The sequence below is a fragment of the Halobacillus locisalis genome (assembly GCF_013694105.1).
Classification (GTDB): Bacteria; Bacillota; Bacilli; order Bacillales; family Halobacillaceae; genus Halobacillus; species Halobacillus locisalis.
The window spans coordinates 1,111,538-1,137,072 of the sequence record NZ_JACEFG010000001.1 but is presented as its reverse complement, the minus strand read 5'-3'; the positions used below and the strand labels follow the sequence as shown (position 1 = coordinate 1,137,072).

The window sequence follows — 25,535 nt, the reverse complement described above, 5'->3', positions numbered from 1 at the left end:
CCGGGGTTGCTGGAAGCCCGGAAATACATCTTATTCTGACATCGTCCTTGAGTGTCCTTGCTGAACAGCAGTAGGCAGGACCAGGTGTTTCGCCGCACCTGTTATCAAAAGGGGTTCTTAAGAACTCCATGAGGTGGAGCATCGTGCTTCACGAACGAGGGTGGTACCGTGAAAATAAAGACCTTTTCACCCCTCTTTTCCTTATACCAATCTGTGTATAAGAGATAAGAGAGGATGAATGGGTCTTTTTTTTAGCTTAAGTAGGAGGGATTAAAAATGAAGGCACAAGCAAGTGTAAAAGAGAAGGCGGCGGCGAGGACAGGGGCAGATTTATTAGTCGAGGCGTTAGTAGAAGCTGGGGTCGATACATTATTCGGCTATCCCGGGGGAGCTGTCCTACCGATCTATGATGCGATCTATAGAGCTGATGGAAGTTTCGATCATGTACTTCCACGCCATGAACAAGGGGCCATTCATGCAGCCGAAGGATATGCAAGAGTAGCAAAGCGCCCTGGAGTTGTCATCGGAACCTCAGGACCGGGAGCGACAAATCTTGTGACAGGTATTGCAGATGCCATGATGGATTCGATTCCCCTCGTGATCTTCACCGGGCAAGTAGCTAAAGGGGTCATTGGAACCGATGCCTTTCAGGAATCCGACATCATGGGAATTACAACTCCTATTACAAAGCACAATTATCAAGTGCAGGAAATAGAGGAATTACCGAGGATTGTGAAGGAAGCTTTCCATATTGCCTCGACTGGACGCCCTGGTCCTGTAGTCGTTGATATTCCGAAAGATATTTCATCTATGGTCCATGAGCAAAAGGTATCGAGTGATTTTCACTTGCCGGGCTACCAACCGACAATCAATCCGAATCCGCTCCAAATCAATAAATTACACGAAGCGCTCCGTACATCGAAAAAGCCAGTTGTCCTCGCTGGATCGGGTGTCATTCATGCGGAAGCTTCGGAGGAATTGAAGCAGTTTGTTCAGAATTATCAACTTCCTGTTACCACAACTCTACTTGGACTTGGTGCCTATCCTGGGAGTGATGAGTTAGCACTTGGAATGGCGGGCATGCACGGAACATATGCCGCGAATATGGCTCTATATGAATGTGATCTACTCATTAATATTGGTTCTCGGTTTGATGATCGTTTGACAGGAAACCTTGATCATTTTGCTCCTTCCGCAACGGTTGCCCATATTGACATCGATCCAGCCGAAATCGGTAAAAACATCCCGACGGATATTCCGATCGTTTCCGACGCGAAAGCAGCGCTAGTTTCGCTTAATGATAAAGAAGCTTTTTCTCTTGAACACTTGGAATGGATGGAGTGTATAAGGAATAACAAAGCTGAATACCCACTTTGGCACGATCAACCCGAAGAAGCCATTGTTCCTCAATGGCTAATGCAGAAGGTTTATGAATACACAGGTGGTGAAGCCATTGTTACGACAGATGTGGGGCAACACCAAATGTGGGCAGCCCAATACTATCACTTTGACCGACCAAACCGCTGGGTCACTTCTGGGGGACTTGGAACGATGGGCTACGGTTTTCCTGCCGCAATAGGAGCACAGCTTGCTGAACCAACCTCCACATGTATAGCTGTTGTTGGAGATGGTGGTTTCCAAATGACGCTTCAAGAACTCTCAGTCCTTCAAGAACGAAGAATTCCGGTGAAAATCATCATTGTAAACAACCAAGCGCTAGGGATGGTTCGTCAGTGGCAAGAAAAGTTCTATCAAGAAAGGTACTCTGAATCGATTATTGATACACAGCCAGATTTTGTGAAGTTAGCAGAAAGCTATCAAATCCCCGGCTACTATATCGATTCTCAGGAGACGTTAGAAGCGTCACTTCCAGAGATTCTTTCAAATGATCAGCCGGCTGTCATTGATTGCCGTGTGCTGCAGAAGGAGAACGTATATCCGATGATTGCACCTGGTAAAGGGCTTCACGAGATGATTGGGGTGAAACGATGAAACGAATCGTAACAGCGATTGTACACAATAGAAGCGGTGTACTCAATCGTGTAACGGGCTTATTATCAAAAAGGCAATTCAACATTGAAAGTATCTCAGTAGGTCGAACAGAAACCGAAGGGGTTTCCAAAATGACCTTCGTTGTAGAAGTAGAAGACAATCGAAAACTCGAGCAGCTTACGAAACAATTGAATAAGCAAATTGATGTATTGAAAGTATCGGATATTACAGATAAGGCCATTGTGGCGAGAGAACTCGCCATGGTGAAAGTGATTAGCAATCCGCAAATCCGTAGTGAAATTCAAGGCATCATTGAACCGTTCCGCGCAGCCATCATCGATGTAAGCAAGGAAAGTATAACCGTTCAGGTTACGGGTAAATCGGATAAAGTCGATGCGTTGATTGATCTACTAAGGCCATATGGCATTAAAGAATTAGCAAGAACCGGACTCACAGCATTTACAAGAGGTCATCAACCACAAGTGACAGAGTTCAAACCGTATTCATTATTAAAATAATTAAGAAGGAGATGTTTTACTATGGCTAAAGTTTACTATCATAACGATATTCAAGATGAGGTTTTGAAAAATAAAAAGGTGGCTGTAATTGGGTATGGATCTCAAGGTCACGCACATGCACAAAACTTAAAAGAGAGTGGTCATCAGGTTGTAGTCGGCTTGAGGAAAGGGAAGTCTTGGGATAAAGCTGAGCAAGATGGGCTTGAGGTCAAAGTGGTCTCTGAAGCCGTCGCGGAATCTGATGTGGTCATGGTATTGCTACCGGATGAGTACCAACCTTCCGTATTCGAACAGCATATTAAGCCAAATCTGAAGTCCGGTGCAGCGTTAGCCTTTGCCCACGGGTTTAACGTTCATTTCAATCAAGTCGTACCACCATCAGATGTGGATGTCTTCCTTGTTGCACCTAAAGGACCCGGACACCTTGTTCGCCGTACCTTCGAAGAGGGAGCTGGTGTGCCAGCGCTGATTGGTGTAGAGCAAGATGTAACAGGTGAAGCGAAAGAAGTGGCTCTTGCATATGCAAAAGGTATTGGAGGCGGTCGAGCAGGTGTTCTAGAAACTACATTCCAAGAAGAGACTGAAACGGATCTATTCGGAGAGCAAGCTGTCCTTTGTGGAGGTCTTACAAGTCTCGTAAAAGCTGGTTTTGAGACTTTGACCGAAGCGGGTTACCAGCCAGAAGTCGCGTATTTCGAATGTATGCATGAATTGAAATTGATCGTGGACTTGATGTACGAAGGTGGACTCGAAGGGATGCGCTACTCCATTTCAGATACTGCCCAGTGGGGAGATTTCGTTTCTGGACCGCGAGTTGTGAATGAGGATACGAAAGCACGAATGAAAGATGTATTGACGGACATCCAAACTGGAAAATTCGCAAAAGGTTGGATTCTTGAAAACCAAGTCAATCGTCCAGAATTCACAGCAATCAACGCACATGAAAGTAACCATCCAATTGAGAAAGTGGGGCGTGAACTCCGTGAATTGATGCCATTCGTCAAGAAATCTAATTCTAAAGAAAAGGATGTGGTGGCTCATGGCTCGCGTTAAAGTCTTTGATACGACGCTTAGGGACGGAGAACAATCCGCTGGAGTGAACTTGAACCGATTGGAGAAACTGGAGATCGCTAAACAGTTGGAGAGATTTGGAGTTGATGTGATGGAGGCAGGGTTTCCTGCTTCCTCACAAGAAGATTTCGAAGCAGTCAAAGAGATTGCCGAAACCGTTCGCGGTTGTTCCGTAACTGGACTTGCAAGAGCACATCATCGAGACATTGATATTGCGTGGGAAGCTTTGAAAGGTGGAGCAGAACCTCGCATCCACATCTTCCTTGCTACTTCACCTATTCATATGACGCACAAATTAAAGAAGACACCGGAAGAGGTTGTGGAAACAGCTGTTGAAGCCGTAGCTTATGCTAAAGAAAAGTTTCCATTTGTACAATGGTCTGCTGAGGATGCCTGTCGATCAGACTTAGATTTTCTTGTTCATATTATTGAAAAAGTGATTGATGCAGGTGCTACAGTCATCAACCTTCCTGATACCGTTGGCTATACGACTCCAGATGAATACGGCAGAATGTTCCGTTATGTAAGAGAGCATGTTCCCAATATTGACCAAGTGATTTTATCAGCTCACTGTCATGACGATTTGGGTATGGCCGTCAGCAACTCATTATCCGCCATTGAACATGGTGCAAGGCAGATTGAAGGCACAATCAATGGGATTGGAGAGCGCGCAGGAAATGCTGCTTTAGAGGAGATCGGTGTAGCATTGCAAATTCGCAAAGACCGATATGATTTTCAAACCAACTTAGTCTTGAAAGAAATCAAGCGGACCAGTGATCTTGTCAGTCGTTTGACAGGAATGATGGTTCCTGGAAACAAAGCAGTCGTTGGTCGTAACGCTTTTGCACATGAGTCGGGGATCCACCAAGACGGTGTGCTGAAGGAAGCGACTACCTATGAAATCATTACTCCATCTATGGTCGGAATCGATTCCAATAGAATGGTGTTAGGTAAACACTCTGGGCGTCACGCCTTCAAGGATAAAGCGAAAGAATTAGGTTTTGATTTGAATGAATCAAAATTGAAAGAGGCATTCGAGTCGTTCAAGAACCTTACTGGTAAAAAGAAAGAAGTGACGGATGAAGACCTGTTCGCCATTTTGACAGATACACAGACAGAGCGAGAAGACCTAGCTAAATATAGGATGAAAGCTTTCCAAGTTCAATACGGAAGCATCAACCGACCTACTGCAACGGTTCTACTTACCACGCCGGACGGCAAGGAAGTTGAAAAAGCGAATACAGGTGAAGGAAGTGTAGAAGCGATCTACAATACTTTGGATGATTTGATCGAAGGCGACGTCCATTTGATGGACTATCAGCTGAGTTCCATTGGAAGAGGTCGAGATGCTCTTGCTGAAGTGCATGTTCAGTTAACGGTAGATGGACAAAAAGCTTCTGGCCGAGGATCGGCACAAGATGTTCTGGAAGCCTCTGCTCATGCTTTCCTGAACGCTGTAAATCGTACACTTTATCAAAAGCAGAAAGTTTATCAAAAAGTCCAAGTATAAAAAGGAGGAGTTCAATTGAAAAAACACATCGTTTTATTACCGGGAGATGGAATAGGTCCAGAAGTAACGAAAGCCGCTAAGCAAGTGCTCGAAGCGATCGCTGGACGTTACCAACATACGTTTACCTTTGAGAGTCATGAAATCGGTGGTGCAGCGATTGATCAACAAGGGACTCCACTTCCAGAGGATACCATTGAAGCTTGTAAGAAAGCGGATGCCATCTTCCTCGGAGCTGTAGGAGGACCTAAGTGGGATCAATTACCAGGTCACATGCGCCCTGAAAAGGGACTATTAGGAATCCGAAAGCAGCTTGGGCTTTTTGCTAACCTAAGACCCGTTCAAGCTTTTCAACAATTGCTTCACGCCTCTCCATTAAAACCGGAAGTTGTCGCTGGCAGTGACCTGCTGATCGTGAGGGAACTGACAGGAGGCCTTTATTTTGGAGAACCGCGAGAGCGTCGGGATAACGGGCAGTCTGTTGTCGACACATTAGCCTACCAAAGGATGGAAATTGAAAGAATCGTCGAAAAAGCATTTGAGAGTGCGCGTGTGCGAAGAAAGCACCTGACCTCTGTAGACAAGGCGAACGTCTTAGAATCAAGCCGCATGTGGCGAGAAATAGTCGAGGAAAAGAAAGTCGATTATCCAGATGTTGAAGTGGAGCACATGCTAGTCGATGCCGCAGCGATGAAATTGGTAACCAACCCATCATCATTCGATGTTCTAGTCACTGAAAATATGTTCGGAGATATTTTGAGTGATGAAGCATCCGTTCTGACTGGATCACTGGGAATGCTCCCATCAGCTAGTGTCAGAGAAGATGGCGTCGGTCTATACGAACCTGTTCACGGATCTGCACCTGACATTGCTGGGGAGAACAAAGCGAACCCTCTCGCCTCGATCTTATCGGTTGCGATGATGCTGAAACACTCATTTGGGATGCATGAAGAAGCTGAAACCGTAGAAGCGGCCGTTCAACAGGTTCTTCAATCGAGGTACCACACGCAAGATTTAAAAATAAGTAATGGGGTATTGGTGAGCGGAAGTGTATTAGCTTCGAAAGTCGTAGATCAAATCAGTGCTAATGATACAACTGAACACATCATGAGGTGTTACGTCTAAAGGATGGAAGAAAGGAGCGACAAGACATGGATCAGCCAAAAACAATTATAGAAAAGATATGGGAACAACACATGGTTCACGAAGAAGAGGGGAAACCGGATCTTCTATATATCGATTTGCATTTGATTCATGAAGTGACCTCCCCTCAAGCCTTTGAAGGCTTGAGGATGAGTGGTCGTCAGGTTAGAAGACCTGATCGGACGTACGCCACGATGGATCATAATGTTCCGACAGTGCACCGTAACGTGATCAAAGATGCGGTTTCAAAAAAACAAATGGATACGTTAAAGGAGAATTGTGAGGAGTTTGGTATTCGATTAGCTGATATCGATCACCCCGACCAAGGGATTGTCCATGTCATCGGTCCTGAACTTGGACTTACACAACCAGGCAAAACCATTGTCTGCGGAGATAGCCACACTTCTACGCACGGTGCTTTCGGGGCACTTGCATTTGGAATCGGGACGAGTGAAGTCGAGCATGTGCTTGCCACTCAATCACTTTGGCAATCTAAGCCGAAGACTCTGCAGGTCCACGTAGATGGCAAGTTAGGTACAGGTGTTACGGCCAAAGACTTGATTTTAGCGATTATCGGTAAGTTCGGTGTCAGATTTGGTACGGGACATGTGATTGAATATACGGGTGAAGCCGTACAGAACCTTTCAATGGAAGAGAGGATGACCGTTTGTAACATGTCGATTGAAGCTGGGGCAAGAGCTGGTCTAATCAGTCCAGATGAAAAGACTGTGGAGTATCTGAAAGGTCGTAGACATGTTCCTGCAGGTCAAGATTTTGATGACGTCGTTGATCAATGGTTGTCTCTCGCTTCTGACGAGGGGGCATCATACGACCAAACCGTAATGATTCATGCAGACGAAATTGAACCTCAAGTTACGTGGGGAACGAATCCTTCACAATCCGTTCCTGTCGGGGGTCACGTTCCAGATCCGGAAGTGGTGAAGGAAGACAGAGATGGTGTTGAGCGGGCCATTGAATATATGGGGCTTGAAGCAAACCAATCTATCGAATCGATTCCAGTGGAGCACGTATTCATCGGATCATGTACGAACTCACGATTGAGCGATCTTAAGAGAGCAGCTGAAATCGTTCGCGGTGGGAAAGTTCATGATCGAGTGAAGGCAATCGTTGTACCAGGATCTCAAACGGTCAAACATCAGGCTGAGGCAGAGGGACTTCATACCATTTTTCTTACAGCTGGATTTGAGTGGCGAGATGCGGGTTGTAGCATGTGCCTCGCCATGAACGATGACATCGTCCCACCTGGTGAACGTTGTGCTTCCACTTCAAACCGAAACTTCGAGGGAAGACAAGGGAATGGTTCCAGAACACATTTGGTTTCACCAGAAATGGCGGCTGCCGCGGCTCTTGAAGGCCGGTTTGTCGATGTAAGAAAATACGCAAGCACGGTAGGAGGGTAAACCATGGAACCATTGAAACAACATACAGGTCGTGTTTACCCATTGAATAGAGCGAACGTCGATACAGACCAGATTATTCCGAAACAATTTTTGAAGCGGATTGAACGACAAGGTTTCGGTCAGTTTCTCTTTTATCACTGGCGGTTTCACGATGATGGGACAAAACGGAAAGATTTTTCATTAAATGACCCAATGTACGAAGGTGCCTCCATTCTTGTAGGGGGAGAAAACTTTGGCTGTGGGTCATCACGAGAGCATGCCCCGTGGGCGATACAAGACTTCGGGTTTAAAGTGGTCATTGCTCCGAGTTTTGCCGATATTTTTTATAACAATTGCTTTAAAAATGGAATTCTGCCCATTCAGTTGCCGATTTCCGTTACAGAAAACATGATCAAAGAGGCTGAGGACCATCCTTATGAACTGAAGGTCGATTTAGAAGAACAAGTCGTTTCGGATGGTTCTCAAACGGTCTCTTTTGATATACAACCTTACCATAAGGAAATGCTCCTTAATGGATGGGATGAGATAGCAGTTACTTTAACCTATCAAGAAAAAATCGACCAGTTCGAACAAAAACAATCATAAAGGAGTGAAGACGTTGGGGATTTCTTAACGCTAGCAAAAGTAATGGATGCACACAAAACGCTTGAAGGGGTGGTGCACCGAACACCTCTTCATACTTCAGAGACGCTCAACCAGAAGACGGGGCAACAGGTGTATATGAAAATGGAAAACCAGCAGAAAACAGGAGCATTCAAAGTGCGCGGGGCTTCATATAAAGTTTCGCAATTGAGCGAAAAAGAAGCGAAGTGCGGAGTAATCGCTGCCTCTGCGGGGAACCATGCCCAAGGGGTAGCGCTTGCTGCTACGAAACGAGGCGTGCAAGCGAAAATCTTTATGCCAGAGTCGACACCGACAGCTAAAGTAGAAGCCACTCAAGGATATGGTGCGAAAGTGGTGCTGACTGGAGAGTCATTTCAGGAGGCGTTTTTGGCTGCTTGCGAAGAGCAGAAGCGTTCAGGGGCTACGTTTGTACACCCCTTCGATGATCATGATGTAATGGCGGGGCAGGCGACTGTAGCTGTGGAGATGTTGGAACAACAGCCAAAGTTGGATACTCTATTTGTCCCCATCGGTGGGGGTGGCTTGATCAGTGGCGTCGCATTTGCTGCTAAACAAATCAAGCCTGGCATACAAGTGATTGGTGTACAATCTAAGCAAGCACCCTCGACGTACAATGCCTTGTATAAAAAGGGTCCAGAAAAATTAACATCGGTTGCCACGATCGCTGATGGGATTGCTGTGAAGGAGAGAGGGAGAGTGACCTTTCCTTGCATCCAGAAATACGTGGACCGGGTCATCACTGTTGATGAACAAGAGATTGCTCAAGCGATGCTTTTCTTGCTTGAAAGGGAAAAAACACTCGTAGAAGGTGCGGGGGCTACGGCTCTTGCAGGACTATTAAGTGAGGGGGTCTCCTTGAACAACAGTCAATGCGGTATTGTTCTTAGTGGGGGGAATATGGATGTATCTCGTATTCCGATGATCCGAAAGCTAGCTAATCCGAAAAAAATAACCATCGCATAATGATGAAGGCTGTGCTACTCTGGGGCACAGCTTTTTTTCTTGAAGTGATATAATACTAGACAGATTTCCAATAGCCATTATTAAGTGGAGGGGGGAGAAGGTGCTGAATAGACTCCCACTTATAATCACGGGCTGGGGAACAGCAGTTGTACTATTTCTGATCAATCGGTTCACTTTTGAAGGGATTATGGAAATCGGATGGATCTTACCTCCTCTCATCGTGTTGCCGTTCATTAAGAAGCAACCTGTTCGTTTTTAGTCATCCCTATTGTTCTATTTTTGTACATGAAGCCAAGTTATACATATGAACAAGCAACACAGGAATTCGGAAATATGAAGACTAGCCGTGAACGAACGACGATTACAGTCGATGGAGGATATTCACTTGGACTTAAACACCGGTTTTACGATTACGCTTCGAACCAAAAATCTTATATGATTCACCCTCAAACGGGGAAAGTGAAAGTCATAGAACTTAAGGAGGCTTACTGGAGATGAAGAAATGGGTTCTTATCTTAATGTTTTGGCTCACGGGATGTTCTCAGACTGAAGAAATCACCACGATAAAGGATATGACCTTTCAAAACATCCACCCTTATATTGGTACATATGTTGGTGGCAATCAACATCCGAAGATTCTTCGGTCATTACCGGCTGGAGAGATGATTGGAGAGATTCGTACAGATGACGGTCGCGTGCATGTAGACTACCGTTATAAAGAGTCGTTCATACCAGGGGGATCTTTCTATGAATATTGGAGAGAGGAAGGTCAAAAGGAGCAGACGTTCATCTATAACGCGATTATGCTATCCTTACTCATTCCTGATAGTAAGGGGTATCATTTCACTTTGAATGGGGATACAGCATCGATTGAGCGCGTGGATTTGATGAAACGATTTGCAGAAGAGTTCGATGAGTTTTCAGAATATACACTGACTGACAGTGATATTGTTCTATTTAAAGAGGGAAACAAAGAAAGAATGGCGTCTTTTTTGTCGAGTAACATGAATGAGATTGCTGAATTTTCTGGTAAGGCAACGATGCAAAAACTTCATTAAAGGATTACATTTTGGATGTGATTTTTGCAAGTTTCGAATGATAAGTCCTTCGATTTTTCTGTTTTATAAAGCGGTTGACTTTTTTTATAAAAATTAGTAGTCTAAGAGTGTGATAATGATAATCTTTATCAATTGGTACTTATACATAAGAGAAGGGATGAGGTAAAATGAAAAAAATTTGGGTGTTTGCCTTAGTATTCTTGATTATGCTGCTAGCGGCATGTAGTAACAATGAAACAGACAACTCAGATGAATCAGAAATGAACGAAGAAACGACGGAGGACGCAACAGAAGACTCTTCTTCAGAAGAAGAACGCTCAATCACGATCGAGGACGCAATGGGGGAAGTGACGATTGATGGAACACCCCAGAAGATCGTTGTTCTTGAGTGGACATACGCAGAAGATTTGCAAGCTCTGGGCATGGAACCTGTAGGGGTTGCAGGTCTTGATTCTTATGGAGACTGGGTTGACGTCGGCATTCCGTTCAGCGATTCTGTTGAGAATGTCGGAACTCGTGCTGAGCCTAATTTAGAGGCTATTTCTAGATTGGAACCGGATTTAATTATCGGTGTTCAGTTCCGTCACGAAGCGATTGCTGATCAATTGGAGCAAATTGCACCAACGGTCATGTTTGCCCCTTATTCAGAAGAAGCTGCTCAAGATCAGTATCAGAATATGATCGATGAATTCAATACAATCGCAGAGATTGTAGACAAAGAGGTAGAAGCTGAGCAGGTGCTTAGCGATATGGAGGCTACATTTGAAGAACAACGCGCTCGTTTAGAAGAGAATGGCCAGTCAAACATCAATTACGTAATCACACAAGCTTTCACTTCTCAAAATACTCCGACATTGCGCTTGTTTACAGATAATTCGATGGTTGCTAGGATCATGAACAATATGGGCATGACGAACTCGTATGAGTCGGAAAACCTTGAAATCTATGGCTATACTTCTACAACAGTAGAAACACTACAGAATTACCAAGATGCTCACTTCTTCTATATTGTTCAAGAGGAAGACAACATTTTCGAGAATCAATTAGCTGGAAACCCTGCATGGGAAAACCTATCGTTTGTAGAGGAAGGTCGCACTTACCAAATGCCTGGTAGCACATGGACATTTGGTGGACCATTATCTGCAGAAGTTCTTGCGAAGCAAGTAGCAGATTCCGTGATTGAACAACAGTAAAGTGGAGGGATTCGCATGAACCCAACCTTGCATCGCACAATGCTCGCGGTTCTCACCTTTGGTGGTGGGACCGCTTTATTGTGTTTTCTTACATTCATACATATCAACCAGGGGAACGTGACCATTCCACTATCTACGGTTATTGCCGCATTATTCAATCCCCAAGACTTAATAGAGCACCACACGGTGAGGGTTCTCAGATTGCCCCGTGCGGTCATCGGAATTCTTTCCGGAGGCGCTCTTGCTGTTTCTGGCGTGATCCTACAAACAGTAACGAAGAACCCACTTTCTTCTGCCAGTACGTTGGGGATCCATTCTGGAACATATTTCGCTGTCGTAGTATCCACGATCTTTTTCCCTGTGACACTATTCGGCAACGGTATTCTTACGGCATTCTTAGGTGGGGTTCTGACGTTCCTTTTTGTGTATTTCCTATCTGGAGGTGGAAATTCTACCCCTGTCAGAATGGTGTTAGCCGGCATGATTGTGACGTTCCTTTTTTCTGCCCTGACCTCTGTTCTTCAGATCTTTTATGAAAATGAAACGCAAGGATTATTTTTGTGGGGTGGAGGGACACTGGTTCAAAATAACTGGGATGGAGTACAATTCGCACTACCTTTTATCATTTGTGCGTTGACTTTTTCCTTTGTGTTTGCAGGAAAATTAGATACGTTGACCTTAGGTGAGGATGTTGCGACGGCGCTTGGACAAAATGTCATCTCTGTTAAGCTAGTCACGATCTCTGCTGCCGTTTTATTAACCAGTGTCACGGTCAGTGTCGTTGGGCCTATTGGTTTTGTTGGACTTGTAGCTCCTCATATCGTGAAATTAATCGGTTACCGTTCACATCTTCTACTCATACTTGCTTCCTTTATATGGGGAGGAAATGTACTGTTGATGGCAGACGTTTTAGCTAGAATTATCGACCCATCTTTTTCAGAATTGCCCGTTGGTGCCATTACGGCACTTATCGGTTCCCCGTGGCTGATTTGGCTTGTCTTACGAATGAAACGAGAGTCAAATTCCAGTGACACGGGAGTGCTTTTGTCAGGAAGTGCCACAAGCCGCCTCCCTTTAACTCAGTTATATTCGTTGTTAATAATGGCGATTGTGATGACGATTCTGATCAGTATGGCATCAGGTAATTACGGCTTCGAGCCAATAGTCGCGATGGATGCCTTATTCGGGCAGTCGAATGAATTCATTAAGAATTTCATTTTGAACTTACGATTACCAAGAGCATTAGTTGCGTTACTCAGTGGTGCAATCCTTGCCGTGAGTGGCCTTATTTTTCAGGGAGTCCTAAGAAATCCTCTTGCAGATCCATCGGTAATAGGTATTACCTCAGGTGCTGGTGTCGGTGCATTAATGACGATGTATTGGTTCAGTGTGTCGGTTGTTTGGGTGCCAATCGGTGCAATGGTAGGAGCTATCCTTTTCTTTATCATAGTGATGCTGCTCGGGGCAAAAGCGGAATTCCAACCTACTGTGCTTGCTCTACTCGGAATAGGGGTTTCTGCTTTCGGTTCTGCTATTATTCAGATTATTGTCGTCCAAGCCGATGTGGGAGTAGCTTCCGCTCTTACATGGCTTTCAGGGACAACATATGCAAGAGGTTGGCCAGAGCTTATACAGTTCCTCATTTGGCCGGTGATTTTATTTATACCTATTCTTGTTTTCTATATTAAAGCATTAGATGTTCTATCGCTAGGTGACGACACAGCAAAAGGACTCGGGCTTAATGTTCGGTCCGTCCGTTTTCAGATGGCTATGATCGCTACTTTATTAGCTGCATGTAGTGTGGCTGCAGTAGGATCTATTGGGTTTATAGGTTTGATTGCCCCACACGTCGCGAGACTTCTTGTTGGGACAGCGAATCAGCGATTGTTACCTGTATCGATGCTCATAGGTGGATTACTGTTAGTTTTTGCTGATTTGTTCAGTCGTACACTGCTCGCTCCAAATGAAATACCTTCTGGAATTCTTGTTGCCCTTATCGGGTCACCGTACTTTTTATGGCTGATGAAAAAGAGTGCACGCTAGACGACGAAGCGTAATAGATATGCTATGATAGGAAAAAATGCGAGGAGGCTCAGCAGTGAAAATTCCCTTCATTAAATGCCACGGATCTGGAAATGATTTCATACTGATTGACGAAATAGAACATAACCTTTCCTTTACAGAAGAAGAAAGAGAGCAATTGTCCATTTTATTATGTGACCGTATCGATGGGGTAGGGTCTGACGGTATTCTCTTTGTCATGTCAAGTGACAAAGCAGAAGGACGGATGCGGATGTTCAATTCAGATGGTTCTGAAGCTGAAATGTGTGGAAACGGCTTACGTTGTGTGGCGAGGCATATGATAGAGAAAACAGGAAAATCGAGAATCGCTATTCAAACCGAGAAAGCGGTATTAGAAGTCAGTCAAGTCGAGGAAATCTATCCGAAGATCGATACATTCTCTGTAGCGATCGAGCCAGTTTCTTTTGCCCCTGCTTCTCTTCCTCTAGATGTTAGTGAAAACGAAATAGTCGATGGATGGATTCCTGAGCTTTCAGAGAAATATAAATTCACAGCCTTGAGTGTCCCGAATCCTCATATAGTGGCCATGGTGAACAAGGTTGACCAAGAAGACTTACTTGAGGTAGGACAAAAAGCAAATCAATTGCCGTCTGTTTTCCCAAAAGGGGTCAATGTCAGTTTCGTTCAAGTCTTAGAAAAAAACAAAATATTCGTTCAAACCTTTGAGCGTGGAGTTGGGTTGACGAATGCTTGTGGAACGGCCATGTCTGCATCTTCTCTCGTATCGACTCTGTTAGGACCGAACGAATTGAACCAGCCGATTATTGTCATTAACAAGGGTGGACTCGTCAATTGTATTGTTTCAAAAGATCAAGAAGGTTCATTTTCTATTCAACTGCGTGGAAATGGTACGAACGTCTTTCGTGCAATATTAGATGTAAATGATTCTTTGGATAGTTTCTGTCTTTATGGAAGAGAAACGTTTGATACTGAAAATGAAATATATGAAAAGTTAGAACAATATGCAGCTTCTCAAGTTGGAGGAGAGTCCTAACGATGAAGACATTCAATGTGAAAACCTCCCATCATGATCAAATGATTGACATCACTGGAGAGGTTCAAGCTTGGATAGACGAGGTTGGAGTAAAGGAAGGGATTGTTGTTCTTTCTTCTATGCATACGACAGCCGGACTGACAGTGAATGAAAACGCGGATCCAGATGTAAAAACAGATATGCTCAGAAGATTCCGTGAAGTCTATCCATGGGATCATACAGAGGATCGACATATGGAAGGAAACACAGCAGCTCATATGAAAACAAGTACAGTTGGTCATGCTCAGACTTTGATTATTGAAAAGGGGCAGTTAATGCTTGGAACGTGGCAAGGATTGTATTTTTGTGAATTCGATGGACCGCGAAACCGTCGATATACCGCTAAGATCGTTCAATAATACTTAACCACTCTACGAGGAACCGCTCTAGAGTGGTTTTTTACAAGGTAACGAAACCGGTTTACTAATTTTTGATTAAAAATAGATTTTTTTCTGAAAAAACCATTGAAAACGGATACATTAACAGTTATAATCAAATCAAGTTAACGAAATCAATTGATTTTTTTTAGGAGTTTACGAAACCGGTTTCGTAAACAACCGCAATTATAGGAGGAGATCATACTTGTTATTTAAAAAAGGGTTATTAATTGGGATGTTAGCGGTTGTAAGTGCTTTCCTTTTTGCTTGTAGTGGTGGGGACGAAAGTTCAGCGTCAGGAGATAATGGCGATGGCGTAACATTAGACTTTTGGGTGTTCGGTGCAACCAACTATGAAGATTTAGCAAAAGAATATGAAGAGCAAAATCCAGACGTAACAATCAATGTGAAAAGATCAGAACTAGGCGATCACCATGATAGCTTGTTCACTTCGATTTCCGCAGGCACAGGTGCTCCTGACTTGACGATGATCGAGGTCGATCAGTTGGACCGTTACAGAGAAGGACAAGAGCGATTTGTGAACTTATATGATTTAGGTGCAGAAGAGATTCAAGATAATTATCTTGACTGGAAATGGAACATGGCTGAGAACGGTGAGGGAGATTTCCTATTCGGACTTCCAACAGATATCGGACCAAAAGCGATGTATTACCATACAGGGGTCTTTGAGAATGCAGGTCTTCCAACAGACCCTGATGAGGTATCAGAAATGATTTCTACTCCACAGGAATTTGCGGATGCTGCAGGAAAAGTACTTGATGAAACAGGTAAGCCTATGGTGGATAGCATGGAAATGGCTTTCCGTGCCAACATGGACGCTTTAGAGGTCAGCTACTTTAACCGTGATGGTGAACTACTGATCGAAGAGTCTGGCAATGGAGTAAAAGAAGCTTACGACTATGCTGTTGAACTGAACGAACAAGGATATGTAGGAAACTTTGAAATGTGGACACCAGAATGGGCGAATGCTTTGAACAAAGGTGAGTTTGGTGTTGAGATGGCTCCGGCTTGGTTGAAAGGCTATATGACAGAGAACGCTCCTGAAGGTAAAGGGAATTGGAAAGTAACGACTCTACCAACAGACTTCGCTGGTAACTGGGGCGGTTCATATATGGCCATTCCTGCTGAAACAGAGAACGAAGAAGCTGCATATGAATTTTCTAAGTGGTTGCTTTCTCCTGAAAACCAGTTGAAATCATTCACGGAAAGTGGATTGTTCCCATCGGCTCCAGAAGTATATGAAATGGAAGAATTTGTAAACAACAAGGACGAATACTTCGGCGGACAGAACACAGCGTCTGTATTTGCAGAAGCAGCTAAAGAGATTCCAGAAGTTTACAAAGGGCCGAAATATGTAACTGTGAACAACGAAATTCTAACCGCTTTACGTAATGTACAAGAAGGCGGCGATCCTCAACAAGAGTGGGATGCAGCACTTAAGCGTATTGAAGATATCTTAAAACGATAGCACACTAAGAGGCTGGATGAAGATTATCTTCATCTGGCCCTCTTTCTATAAGGAGGTTGAAGGGGTGGAAAACGTGCAAAAAAGGAAACAAACGGCAGCGAAGAACGTAAAGCAGAAACAAATGTCAGAGAAAAAGAAAGACATGATCTCTGGATATTTGTATGTAGCACCGTTTTTTATCATCTTTGGAATTATCGGCTTATATCCAGCCGTGTTCAGTATTCTACTTGCGTTTCAGAAGTGGAATGGTCTGGGTGAGATGGATTTCGTAGGTATGCAAAACTTTGTGATTGTTTTACAAGATCCTCTGTTTTGGAAGTCCTTATACAATACGATCATTATAGGGTTGATGGGTACAGCTCCCCAGCTAATTGTTGGTATTATTCTTGCTTATTTCTTGAATATGGCTGTCATTCGATTTACAAACTTCTTCCGAGTGACGATTTTCATGCCTTATATCACATCCATGGTCGCCGTAGCTTTAGTGTTTGGAGTGTTCTTCAGTAGTAACGAAACTGCACTAGCTAACTACGTTCTAGGATTGTTCGGTTTTGATCCTGTCAGCTGGAAAACATCTGAATGGGGCGCAAAAGTCGCCATTTCTCTAATGGTGTTTTGGCGCTGGGTTGGATATAACACGATTATTTATCTAGCTGGTCTTCAAAGTATCCCGAAAGACTTATATGAAGCAGCCACAATCGATGGAGCGAATAAGATTCAACAATTTCTCCATATCACAGTTCCATTGCTTAAGCCATTCATCATTCTAACGGTATTCATGTCAACGGTAGGTGCTCTTCAGTTATTCGCAGAGCCAACTGTTTTCCTTGGAAGTTCAGCTTTCAACCGTGATGAAGCGATGACGGTCGTTATGTACTTATATCGCGATGCCTTTAATTTAGGCTCATTCGGTACAGCTTCTGCAACAGCCGTTTTATTACTTATTATCATCGTTGGAGCAGCGGCAATCAATACTTGGATCACATCTGGTATGGGCCGCAAAAAGAAGAGAGGAGTGTAACCCATGAGTAAACAAAAAACAAAGCGTATGCAGAAGGGTACACTACCCGTTTATATTGTCCTGTCCTTTGCTTCATTACTGTCACTTTTCCCTTTCTATTGGATGTTCGTTATGGCCACTCGTCCGAGTGCGGCGTATAACTCGATTCCTCCGACACTTTTACCGGGAACTCAGTTGGTCACGAACTTCCAAAAAGTTCTGGATACGATTCCATTCTTTACGGCAATGTGGAACACCATTCTCTTATGTACGACCGTAACGCTCGGGGTACTTCTCATTAGTTCCTTAGCCGGTTTTGCTTTTGCGAAGTTTCACTTTCCTGGAAAGAACTTTTTGTTCATTTTGATTCTATTGACGATGGTTATTCCGCCGCAACTGGGATTGATTCCACAATACTACTTAATCTCTCAATTAGGGTGGTTGGATACATTGCTTGGTGCTGGTGTCTTGTTCCTACTAAATCCATTGGGAATCTTTCTAATGAGACAATACGTCAGTCAATCGGTACCTGATGAATTAATGGAAGCCGCGAAACTCGATGGTTGCTCGAACTTCAGAATTTACCGAAGTATCGTTTTACCTATCATTAAACCTGCTTTTGCAACGCTAGGCATTATCGTATTCACCCTAGTATGGGGAGAGTTCCTATGGCAATTTACCGTGTTGAGAGATCCGTCTTCTTACACATTGCAAGTTGCTCTAGCATCACTGAATAATGCGTTCCGCGTTGACTTCGGAATGTTATTGTCCGGGGTATTCTGGGCAACGGTTCCATTGATCATCATCTTCTTGATGTTTAACAAACTATTTATCTCAAGTATTACAGAAGGGTCTATCAAGTAATACATGCCTCTGGCTCTAATTGTTGATACAATAGTAGTAATCAATTTTCGGTTGAACTGAAGGAGCTGCATGGACGGATGGACTTAACAATACGAGATATAGCGAAGATGGCTGGTGTTTCACCAGCTACCGTTTCTAAAATAATGAATAATTACGGCGGGATTAGTGAAGCCACTAGAAAAAAAGTGTTCAAGATTATAGAAGATACAAATTACCAGCCGACGTTCTCGGCTAAGTCATTAGCGACTAAAAAATCAAACCTGATCGGGTTGATTTATGCAGGTAAAATTAACGTCGATTTTAAACACCCCTTCTTTAATGAAGTTGTGAATAACTTTAAGAAATCCGTTGGGGCACTCGGCTATGATCTTCTCCTGTTTTCTAATGAAAAATTCTATCAAGGGGAAAGTCAATACTTGGAGCGTTGTAAACATTTCCATGTGGACGGATGTTTGGTCATTGCAGGTGACGAAATTGAAGAAGCCGTCCATGAAATTGCACAAAGCCAGATTCCTTGTATAGGCATCGACTTGAAGTTAGAAGGACCACACTCAAGCTATATCATGACAGATAATGCAAAAATAGGGCTGAAAGTGGTTGAACATTTGTACTTGAACCAAGTCAGGAAAATCGCTTACATCGGAGGGAAACAAGACTCCCTCATTGCAAGTATCCGTAATGACGGATATATAGAGGCGATGAGAAAATTCGGATTACCAATTAAAGACGAGTGGACGCACTATGGGGATTTCTTTGAAGAAAGTGGATACGAATTAATGAAAGAGATTCTTTCTTGTGATGAGTATCCAGAAGCTGTTTTTGCCGCATCCGATATGATGGCGCTTGGTGCTTTAAAGGCGATCAAGGAAAAAGGGTTATCCGTTCCGGAGGATATTCAACTTATCGGATGTGACGATATCGAAGCTTGCCGTTATAGTGATCCACCATTAACTACCGTTAAACAAGACAAACAGAAGTTAGGGAAGCTGGCTGCTTACATGCTAGATGACCTCATCAGAGATCAAAATGATATTTATCCAGTCAAAGTGGACCCAGACCTGGTACTGAGGGCATCTACGATCGAAAAGTAGTCTCTTCTCCTGACGAACATCGATGGAGGTAATGAAATATGACGACGATTCAATTTCCAAAACACATCAAATGGGGAGCTGCAACAGCTTCTTACCAAATAGAGGGTGCCGCTTATGAAGACGGAAGGAAGCCTTCTATTTGGGACGTCTTCGCCCACGCACCGGGTAATGTAAAGAACGGAGATCATGGTGACGAGGCTTGTGATAGTTATCATCGATATAAAGAAGACGTACAATATTTGAAAGAATTAGGTGTAGACTTGTACCGATTCAGCATTGCATGGCCAAGAGTCATGCCGGATGGGACAGGAGAATTGAATCCTAAAGGTGTAGCGTATTATCGAAACTTAATTGAAGAATTGATTGAAAATGGAATCGAACCAATGATTACGCTCTATCACTGGGACCTTCCTCAAACATTACAAGATAAGGGTGGATGGGAGAACCGTGACACCATAGATGCTTTTGAAGCATATGCGCTTGCGATGTTCCAAGAATTCGGTGACGTCGTGAAAAAGTGGATCACGATTAATGAGCCTTGGTGCGCCTCTTTCCTATCAAATTACTTAGGCATCCATGCTCCAGGCAAGACGGACCTCCAAGCTGGCGTGGATGTTTCCCATCATCTGCTCGTCGCTCATGGGCGTGCGGTTAAAGCTTTTCGTGACACCGTCTCTGACGGAGAAATTGGATACGCCCCGAATGTCGGCTGGCTAGAGCCATACAGCACGAAAGAAGAGGATATAGAAGCTTGTAAGCGAGGAATGATGTGGCAGAAAGAGTGGTTTATGGATCCGGTATTTAAAGGGTCATACCCAGAACAATTGGTTCAGCTTTTCGAACGTCACAACGCGACATTACGTGTGGAAAAGGGTGACTTGGACGATATTTCACAACCGATTGATTTTATGGGCATCAACTACTATACAGGTAGTCTAGGGCGTCATAAGGATGGAGCAGGGTTATTCGATACGGAGGAAATCCCTTTGGATAATCGCCGTACTGATATCGGTTGGCCTATATATGCTGACGGGTTTTATCGCATTATGAAAGACCTCCATGACACTTATGGAGATGTTCCGATTTACATTACAGAAAACGGTGCCTGCTATGACCATGAAGTGAAAGATGGACGCGTTCAAGATAAAGAACGAACGGATTATTTAAAACAACACTTAGCTTCCTTAAGTCGTGCGATCGAATCAGGTGTTCCGATTCAAGGCTATCTTGTATGGTCATTATTGGATAATTTTGAGTGGGCAGAAGGCTATGAGAAACGCTTCGGTATCATTCATGTGAACTACAGGACGTTTGAACGTACACCGAAAGATAGTTTTTATTGGTACAAACAATTGCTGACAAATGGTTGGTTTGAAGTGTAAGTTGGATAGATGACTCCAGATGAGAAGTTTCTCGTCTGGGGTCTTTCTTCTTGTTATTGAGTGATGGGTTTGGTCATAATGAAAGGATAAGAATCTTTTTTAAGGTGGTCAAATCATGAAAGTCAAAATCGAATGGATGTACAAAAAGCCCAAAGGACCATCAGTTAGCTTTTCCTCAGACGAAATGAATGCTCCCGTTGCTCTTATAGTTGCAGAAGATTTAGAGAGGACCGGTCGCGTTAAAGATCTTCAGTTCATCGATAGCAATGAACAAAGATGGTCAATGAAGGAAATGAAAAAATTCTCAAAGGGAATCCAGAAAGAGCCACACAATGCTTTCGTCTATTTCGATGGGGGCTATGACTTGGGGGATCGCCGTTCAGGTCTAGGCTGCGTGATTTACTATGAGCAAAACCAAAAGTCCTATCGCCTGCGTGTGAACTCGATGGTTGAGCAATTGTCTTCAAACAATGAAGCGGAGTATGCTGCCCTTCATTTTGCTCTGCAAGAATTGGATGCATTAGGTGTCAGACAGCAAGAGGTAACCTTTGCTGGAGACTCACAAGTTGTGATTAAGCAGTTGACAGATGAGTGGCCTGTCATGGAAGAGGAATTATCCAATTGGGCGGATCGAGTAGAGAATAGGGTTGGGGATCTGGGGATTCGCCCCATCTATGAAGTGCTATCTAGAAAGAAAAATAAAGAAGCTGATCGATTGGCTACTCAAGCATTGAACGGCGTAGACATCAGAAGTACGGTAGAATATGAAGGGAATCATAAGAATTCCCCCGCAGACGAATGAGTTAGTCTGCCGCGAGGGATGAGGGGTAAGAAAGAAACGGTTCTTTAATATGTCATCATATCGCCATCATTCGGAATGACGATCTTATGATTCGTATCTTTCGATTCAAGGTAACGGTTCAATTCTTCTCGTGAAAGCAGACAGTGGTTCAGTGCTTCCATATGAACGACGATGATGTTCGATTCTGGAGATTCTTCGTGCGTGCGAAGGACGTCTTCTTTCGTCATTGTGATCGGACCGCCTTCTAGAAATTGAGCGGCACCTGCATTGACGACAATCACTTCAGGCCGATGGGAATCTATAGCTTGTTGGACATCTTTATACCATATGGTATCCCCGGCAATATATAATGTTTTTTCATCAGGGTGAGTGAATACGATGCCGGATACGGTTCCAGTGACTTCGGTCATGTCTTTTGATCCGTGTTGCCCCTCTGTGTGGACAAGTTTAATTCCGCCAATCGTCACATCCTTTTCATAGGAAAAGACATTACTAAAACCTGCTTCTTCCAATGTACCCTTGTCTTCTGCATTCTGAGCATATAGAGGAATGTCCTTGGGTAAAGTGTCCTTTGCCTTATCATCAAAATGGTCGGGGTGTAAGTGGGTCACAATGACGGCATCGACATCTGTTACGTTTTCGATAGGCAGAGGAAATTCAACAAGTGGATTATTTAAATGTTGATTTGTCGTGTTCTGAAATGGTGGCATCGCTCCTTTGTCAGCAAAAAATGGGTCGATTAGGAAGCGGTGGTCTGCATATTCTACGACGGATGTTGCATTTCTGACATGAGTGATCTTCATAAGTATTTCCTCCTGCTTTGTTTTGGGATATTAGATGAATGTACAGTTATGTTTTCACAAAACAAATGGAAGATAAACCTTATTTCGATTGTCCCTTCAATGCAGCGCAGAGAATGGACAATCGATTGTTTAAGAAACTTTTACTCGAGAAACGATCTACTAGACATAACAAAGAGAAGTTCGACCAAACTAAGTTTAAAATGGAGGGGTCAGGAATGACGTTGTTTCGCCTCGGGTACGTCGCTATGAGCGTAAATGTACAAAACGCATCGCCATCACAGACGATGACATATAAAAGGTATCAACAGCTTCAAGACGAAGAAGCTGCTCTCAGAAAACTGGAACGTATATCAAAGTCTAACTTGCACAATAGTTTACGTCTTTTAAAACATAACAAGGCGCACGGTATTCATTTTTTTCGTTTGAGTTCAAAGCTTGTCCCTTTAGCGACACATGAGGACTTTTCTAGTTGGGATTATCTGTCCCCAATCAAAGATGAACTCCAAGAAATAGGACGGTTCGCTAAAGAAAACAAAATGCGGCTGGATTTTCATCCTGATCATTTCGTAGTCCTGAATTCGCCGAAAAAAGAGATCTTCCAAACGTCTATGAAAGTCCTCAAATACCATTACCTGTTGTTACACCACATGGGGATCGATCCTACCCATCGCTGTGTATTGCATCTAGGTGGGAAATATAAAGACAAAGAAGCATCACTCGAGCGCCTGATAGAAAACTGGGCGTACATTCCTCAGGGGATTCAGAAAATGGTCATGATCGAAAATGATGATACATCCTATACGCTTGAGGATTGTTTATATGTCTGTGAAAAGTTGAATGTCCCTCAAATCTTTGACCAGCACCATCATATCGCGAATCATGATGATTCACGTTGGCAAGATCATTGGGAGCGGGTGGTTGGAACATGGTCACATTCCGAGTTACCTGTAAAAATGCATATATCAAGTCCTAAAAGTGATGAGGATTATAAGAGCCATGCAGATTATATAGATCCTGTCATGTTTTTGGACTTTGTTCAAAAGGCAAATGGATCAACAGAACAGATTGATTGCATGATTGAAGCTAAACAAAAAGACCAGGCTTTATTTCAATTGGTTCAACAATTGAAGGAACATCCTAATATTGTGATGGAATCAGAAACTACTTTCAGGTGGAAAAATTAAAAAGCTGTACCCAAATCATAGGGTACAGCTTTTTTGTCTATTAAAATACTTTTGTTGTCCAGTCTTCACAGTTCCAAACGTCCGTTACGATATCTTGATAAAATTCCGGTTCGTGCGAAATGAGAAGGACGCTTCCTTTATACACTTGTAAAGCGCGTTTCAGTTCTGCTTTTGCATCTACATCCAGGTGATTGGTCGGCTCATCGAGAACAAGCAAATTCGTCTCTTTGTTGATCAGCTTACAAAGACGGACTTTGGCTTTTTCTCCTCCACTCAGCACTTGTACTTTACTTTCGATATGCTTATTCGTAAGACCACAACGTGCGAGGGCCGAACGAACTTCATATTGTGTGAAGTGGCGGAATTCTTCCCATACTTCCTCTAAGCAAGTATGATTGCTTATTTCTTTTAATTCTTGCTCGAAGTAACCGATGTGTAAATGGTCGCCAAGTTCGACGGAACCCGAGACCGGCTGTATTTCACCGAGGATACTTTTCAATAATGTCGTTTTACCAATACCGTTCGCCCCTGATAAAGCAAGTTTTTGACCGCGCTCCATTGTAAGGTTAAGGGGACGGGAGAGAGGTTCGTCATACCCGATGACTAAGTCTTTTGTCTCGAACAAATACTTGCTTGGAGTACGTGCTTGTTTGAAGTTGAAAACAGGCTTCGGCTTTTCAGAATCTAGTTCGATGACATCCATTTTATCAAGTTTCTTCTGGCGGGACATCGCCATTTTACTTGTTGCAGCATTCGCTTTATTACGGGCAACGAAGTCCTTCAGATTCGCAATCTCTTTTTGTTGTTTCTTATAAGCGGCTTCTAGTTGTTGCTTCTTCATCTCGTACACACGTAGAAATTCGTTATAATCACCAGGGTACCGTGACAATTGCTGATTTTCCATATGATAAATTAAATTGACGACGCTATTTAGAAACGGAATGTCATGCGAGATTAAAATGAAAGCATGCTCATACGACTGCAAATAGCCTCTCAACCAATCGATGTGCTCGACGTCCAAATAGTTGGTAGGCTCGTCGAGTAGTAGAATTTCCGGTTTCTCAAGGAGAAGCTTGGCTAGCAATACTTTTGTGCGTTGGCCACCACTGAGGTCGTGAACATCACGCTCCAGTCCGATCTCATCTAATCCAAGTCCATTTGCAACTTCTTCAACCTTTGCATCTATCGTGTAAAAATCGTTATTCGTCAGGATGTCCTGCATTTGACCCGTTTCTTCTAACAGGTTCGTCAATTCTTCTGGGCCGACTTCTCCCATTTTAGCAAACAGGTGATTCATCTCTTTTTCTAAATCGAACAAATATTGATAGGCCGTTCTCAGAACATCACGAATCGACATGCCTTGGGCAAGGTCAGCGTGCTGGTCAAGGTAACCCACACGTGTACGCTTCGACCATGTGATTTGTCCTGCATCGGGCTCAAGCTTCCCAGTAATGATATTCATAAATGTTGACTTTCCTTCTCCATTTGCCCCGATCAATCCAATATGCTCACCTTGAAGGAGGCGGAAGGAAACATCATCGAATATAGCACGATCGCCAAAACCATGACTTAATTGATTAACTGTGAGTAAACTCATATCTTATACACCTTTTCCTTAAATGAATTCATGTTTCCTTATTATAAAGGTCTTAACGGAAAAGTGATAGTGTATGACGTAAAACATTTTTTTGGAATGGATAACTCGTCTATTTATAAAACGTTGTGCATAGACTAACTGTAAAAGATACAAGCTTTTACTTGTGGTTAACAAACAGCTTAAGGACAAGTGTTAAACTTAAAGGGAAGACAGGATGGTTAATTATTATCTATTGGAGGGATGTCTTATACCTGTCGCTTACCGATCTTTCACTCGTTTGTTTTTCCTTGTTTCCTCAAAATCAAGTCGAAGAACGGCGTGGAGAACATCTGGTGCACCTC

The 25,535-nt window shown here is 43.4% G+C and carries 24 protein-coding genes; 22 read left to right on the top strand and 2 right to left on the bottom strand.

The annotated features are described in order from the left end of the window. The first annotated feature begins 276 nt into the window (after positions 1-276). The 21 genes from ilvB (at position 277) to H0266_RS05860 (ending at position 21,610) form a co-directional block, all read left to right on the top strand. Positions 277-1,992, top strand: coding sequence for a biosynthetic-type acetolactate synthase large subunit (ilvB, locus tag H0266_RS05960; RefSeq protein ID WP_181471448.1), 1,716 nt, complete (start codon positions 277-279; stop codon positions 1,990-1,992). Beyond that, entirely contained in the window at positions 1,989-2,510 is a 522-nt protein-coding gene (gene ilvN, locus H0266_RS05955; protein ID WP_181471447.1) for an acetolactate synthase small subunit, read from the top strand. Before ilvB ends, ilvN begins: the two co-directional genes overlap by 4 nt. A 21-nt stretch (positions 2,511-2,531) precedes the next feature. Beyond that, positions 2,532-3,563 (top strand): ketol-acid reductoisomerase, encoded by a 1,032-nt coding sequence (gene ilvC / locus H0266_RS05950; protein ID WP_181471446.1) that lies wholly within the window; start codon positions 2,532-2,534, stop codon positions 3,561-3,563. After that, a complete protein-coding gene (locus H0266_RS05945; protein ID WP_181471445.1) occupies positions 3,550-5,091 on the top strand; it encodes a 2-isopropylmalate synthase in 1,542 nt (513 codons plus the stop codon). The genes ilvC and H0266_RS05945 overlap by 14 nt, the downstream gene beginning before the upstream one ends. Positions 5,092-5,106: 15 nt before the next feature. Continuing rightward, positions 5,107-6,213, top strand: a complete 1,107-nt coding sequence (gene leuB / locus H0266_RS05940; protein WP_181471444.1) for a 3-isopropylmalate dehydrogenase — start codon at positions 5,107-5,109, stop codon at positions 6,211-6,213. Between the two features lie 26 nt (positions 6,214-6,239). Beyond that, complete coding sequence (gene leuC, locus H0266_RS05935) at positions 6,240-7,652, top strand: 3-isopropylmalate dehydratase large subunit (RefSeq protein ID WP_181471443.1); 1,413 nt, start codon at positions 6,240-6,242, stop codon at positions 7,650-7,652. Between the two features lie 3 nt (positions 7,653-7,655). Further along, on the top strand, positions 7,656-8,237 hold the full coding sequence (gene leuD, locus H0266_RS05930) for a 3-isopropylmalate dehydratase small subunit (protein ID WP_181471442.1): 582 nt from the start codon (positions 7,656-7,658) through the stop codon (positions 8,235-8,237). A gap of 42 nt (positions 8,238-8,279) precedes the next feature. Continuing rightward, a complete protein-coding gene (gene ilvA, locus H0266_RS05925) occupies positions 8,280-9,239 on the top strand; it encodes a threonine ammonia-lyase (RefSeq protein ID WP_181471441.1) in 960 nt (319 codons plus the stop codon). Between the two features lie 100 nt (positions 9,240-9,339). Then, positions 9,340-9,498, top strand: coding sequence for a hypothetical protein (locus H0266_RS05920; RefSeq protein WP_181471440.1), 159 nt, complete (start codon positions 9,340-9,342; stop codon positions 9,496-9,498). A 26-nt stretch (positions 9,499-9,524) separates the two neighbouring features. Beyond that, entirely contained in the window at positions 9,525-9,737 is a 213-nt protein-coding gene (locus tag H0266_RS05915) for a hypothetical protein (RefSeq protein ID WP_181471439.1), read from the top strand. Beyond that, a complete protein-coding gene (locus H0266_RS05910; RefSeq protein ID WP_181471438.1) occupies positions 9,734-10,297 on the top strand; it encodes a hypothetical protein in 564 nt (187 codons plus the stop codon). Before H0266_RS05915 ends, H0266_RS05910 begins: the two co-directional genes overlap by 4 nt. A 167-nt stretch (positions 10,298-10,464) precedes the next feature. Continuing rightward, a complete protein-coding gene (locus tag H0266_RS05905) occupies positions 10,465-11,490 on the top strand; it encodes an ABC transporter substrate-binding protein (RefSeq protein WP_181471437.1) in 1,026 nt (341 codons plus the stop codon). A gap of 15 nt (positions 11,491-11,505) precedes the next feature. Next, positions 11,506-13,533, top strand: a complete 2,028-nt coding sequence (locus tag H0266_RS05900; protein ID WP_181471436.1) for an iron ABC transporter permease — start codon at positions 11,506-11,508, stop codon at positions 13,531-13,533. Between the two features lie 55 nt (positions 13,534-13,588). Next, positions 13,589-14,566 (top strand): diaminopimelate epimerase, encoded by a 978-nt coding sequence (gene dapF / locus H0266_RS05895; RefSeq protein ID WP_181471435.1) that lies wholly within the window; start codon positions 13,589-13,591, stop codon positions 14,564-14,566. Positions 14,567-14,568: 2 nt separating this feature from the next. Further along, positions 14,569-14,964 carry a secondary thiamine-phosphate synthase enzyme YjbQ gene (locus tag H0266_RS05890; RefSeq protein ID WP_181471434.1) on the top strand — a complete coding sequence of 132 codons (396 nt, stop codon included), beginning with the start codon at positions 14,569-14,571 and terminating at the stop codon, positions 14,962-14,964. A gap of 253 nt (positions 14,965-15,217) precedes the next feature. Further along, entirely contained in the window at positions 15,218-16,471 is a 1,254-nt protein-coding gene (locus H0266_RS05885) for an ABC transporter substrate-binding protein (protein ID WP_425484294.1), read from the top strand. A 121-nt stretch (positions 16,472-16,592) separates the two neighbouring features. After that, on the top strand, positions 16,593-17,492 hold the full coding sequence (locus tag H0266_RS05880; protein WP_246363751.1) for a carbohydrate ABC transporter permease: 900 nt from the start codon (positions 16,593-16,595) through the stop codon (positions 17,490-17,492). 3 nt (positions 17,493-17,495) lie between these two features. Then, entirely contained in the window at positions 17,496-18,335 is an 840-nt protein-coding gene (locus H0266_RS05875) for a carbohydrate ABC transporter permease (RefSeq protein WP_181471431.1), read from the top strand. 77 nt (positions 18,336-18,412) lie between these two features. Beyond that, positions 18,413-19,426 carry a LacI family DNA-binding transcriptional regulator gene (locus H0266_RS05870; RefSeq protein WP_181471430.1) on the top strand — a complete coding sequence of 338 codons (1,014 nt, stop codon included), beginning with the start codon at positions 18,413-18,415 and terminating at the stop codon, positions 19,424-19,426. Positions 19,427-19,464: 38 nt separating this feature from the next. Then, on the top strand, positions 19,465-20,808 hold the full coding sequence (locus H0266_RS05865) for a GH1 family beta-glucosidase (protein ID WP_181471429.1): 1,344 nt from the start codon (positions 19,465-19,467) through the stop codon (positions 20,806-20,808). Positions 20,809-20,923: 115 nt separating this feature from the next. Continuing rightward, complete coding sequence (locus H0266_RS05860) at positions 20,924-21,610, top strand: reverse transcriptase-like protein (RefSeq protein ID WP_181471428.1); 687 nt, start codon at positions 20,924-20,926, stop codon at positions 21,608-21,610. A 44-nt stretch (positions 21,611-21,654) separates the two neighbouring features. Here the strand turns inward: H0266_RS05860 and H0266_RS05855 are convergent, their stop codons facing one another. After that, the gene (locus H0266_RS05855) at positions 21,655-22,413 is read right to left on the bottom strand and encodes an MBL fold metallo-hydrolase (RefSeq protein WP_181471427.1); all 759 of its coding nucleotides are present in this window, start codon (positions 22,411-22,413) and stop codon (positions 21,655-21,657) included. A 215-nt stretch (positions 22,414-22,628) separates the two neighbouring features. Here H0266_RS05855 and uvsE point away from each other — a divergent pair, with 215 nt between their 5' ends. Continuing rightward, the gene (uvsE, locus tag H0266_RS05850) at positions 22,629-23,597 is read left to right on the top strand and encodes a UV DNA damage repair endonuclease UvsE (protein ID WP_181471426.1); all 969 of its coding nucleotides are present in this window, start codon (positions 22,629-22,631) and stop codon (positions 23,595-23,597) included. Between the two features lie 40 nt (positions 23,598-23,637). Here uvsE and H0266_RS05845 read toward each other — a convergent pair whose 3' ends face one another. Next, positions 23,638-25,194 carry an ABC-F family ATP-binding cassette domain-containing protein gene (locus H0266_RS05845; RefSeq protein WP_181471425.1) on the bottom strand — a complete coding sequence of 519 codons (1,557 nt, stop codon included), beginning with the start codon at positions 25,192-25,194 and terminating at the stop codon, positions 23,638-23,640. Positions 25,195-25,535: the final 341 nt, after the last annotated feature.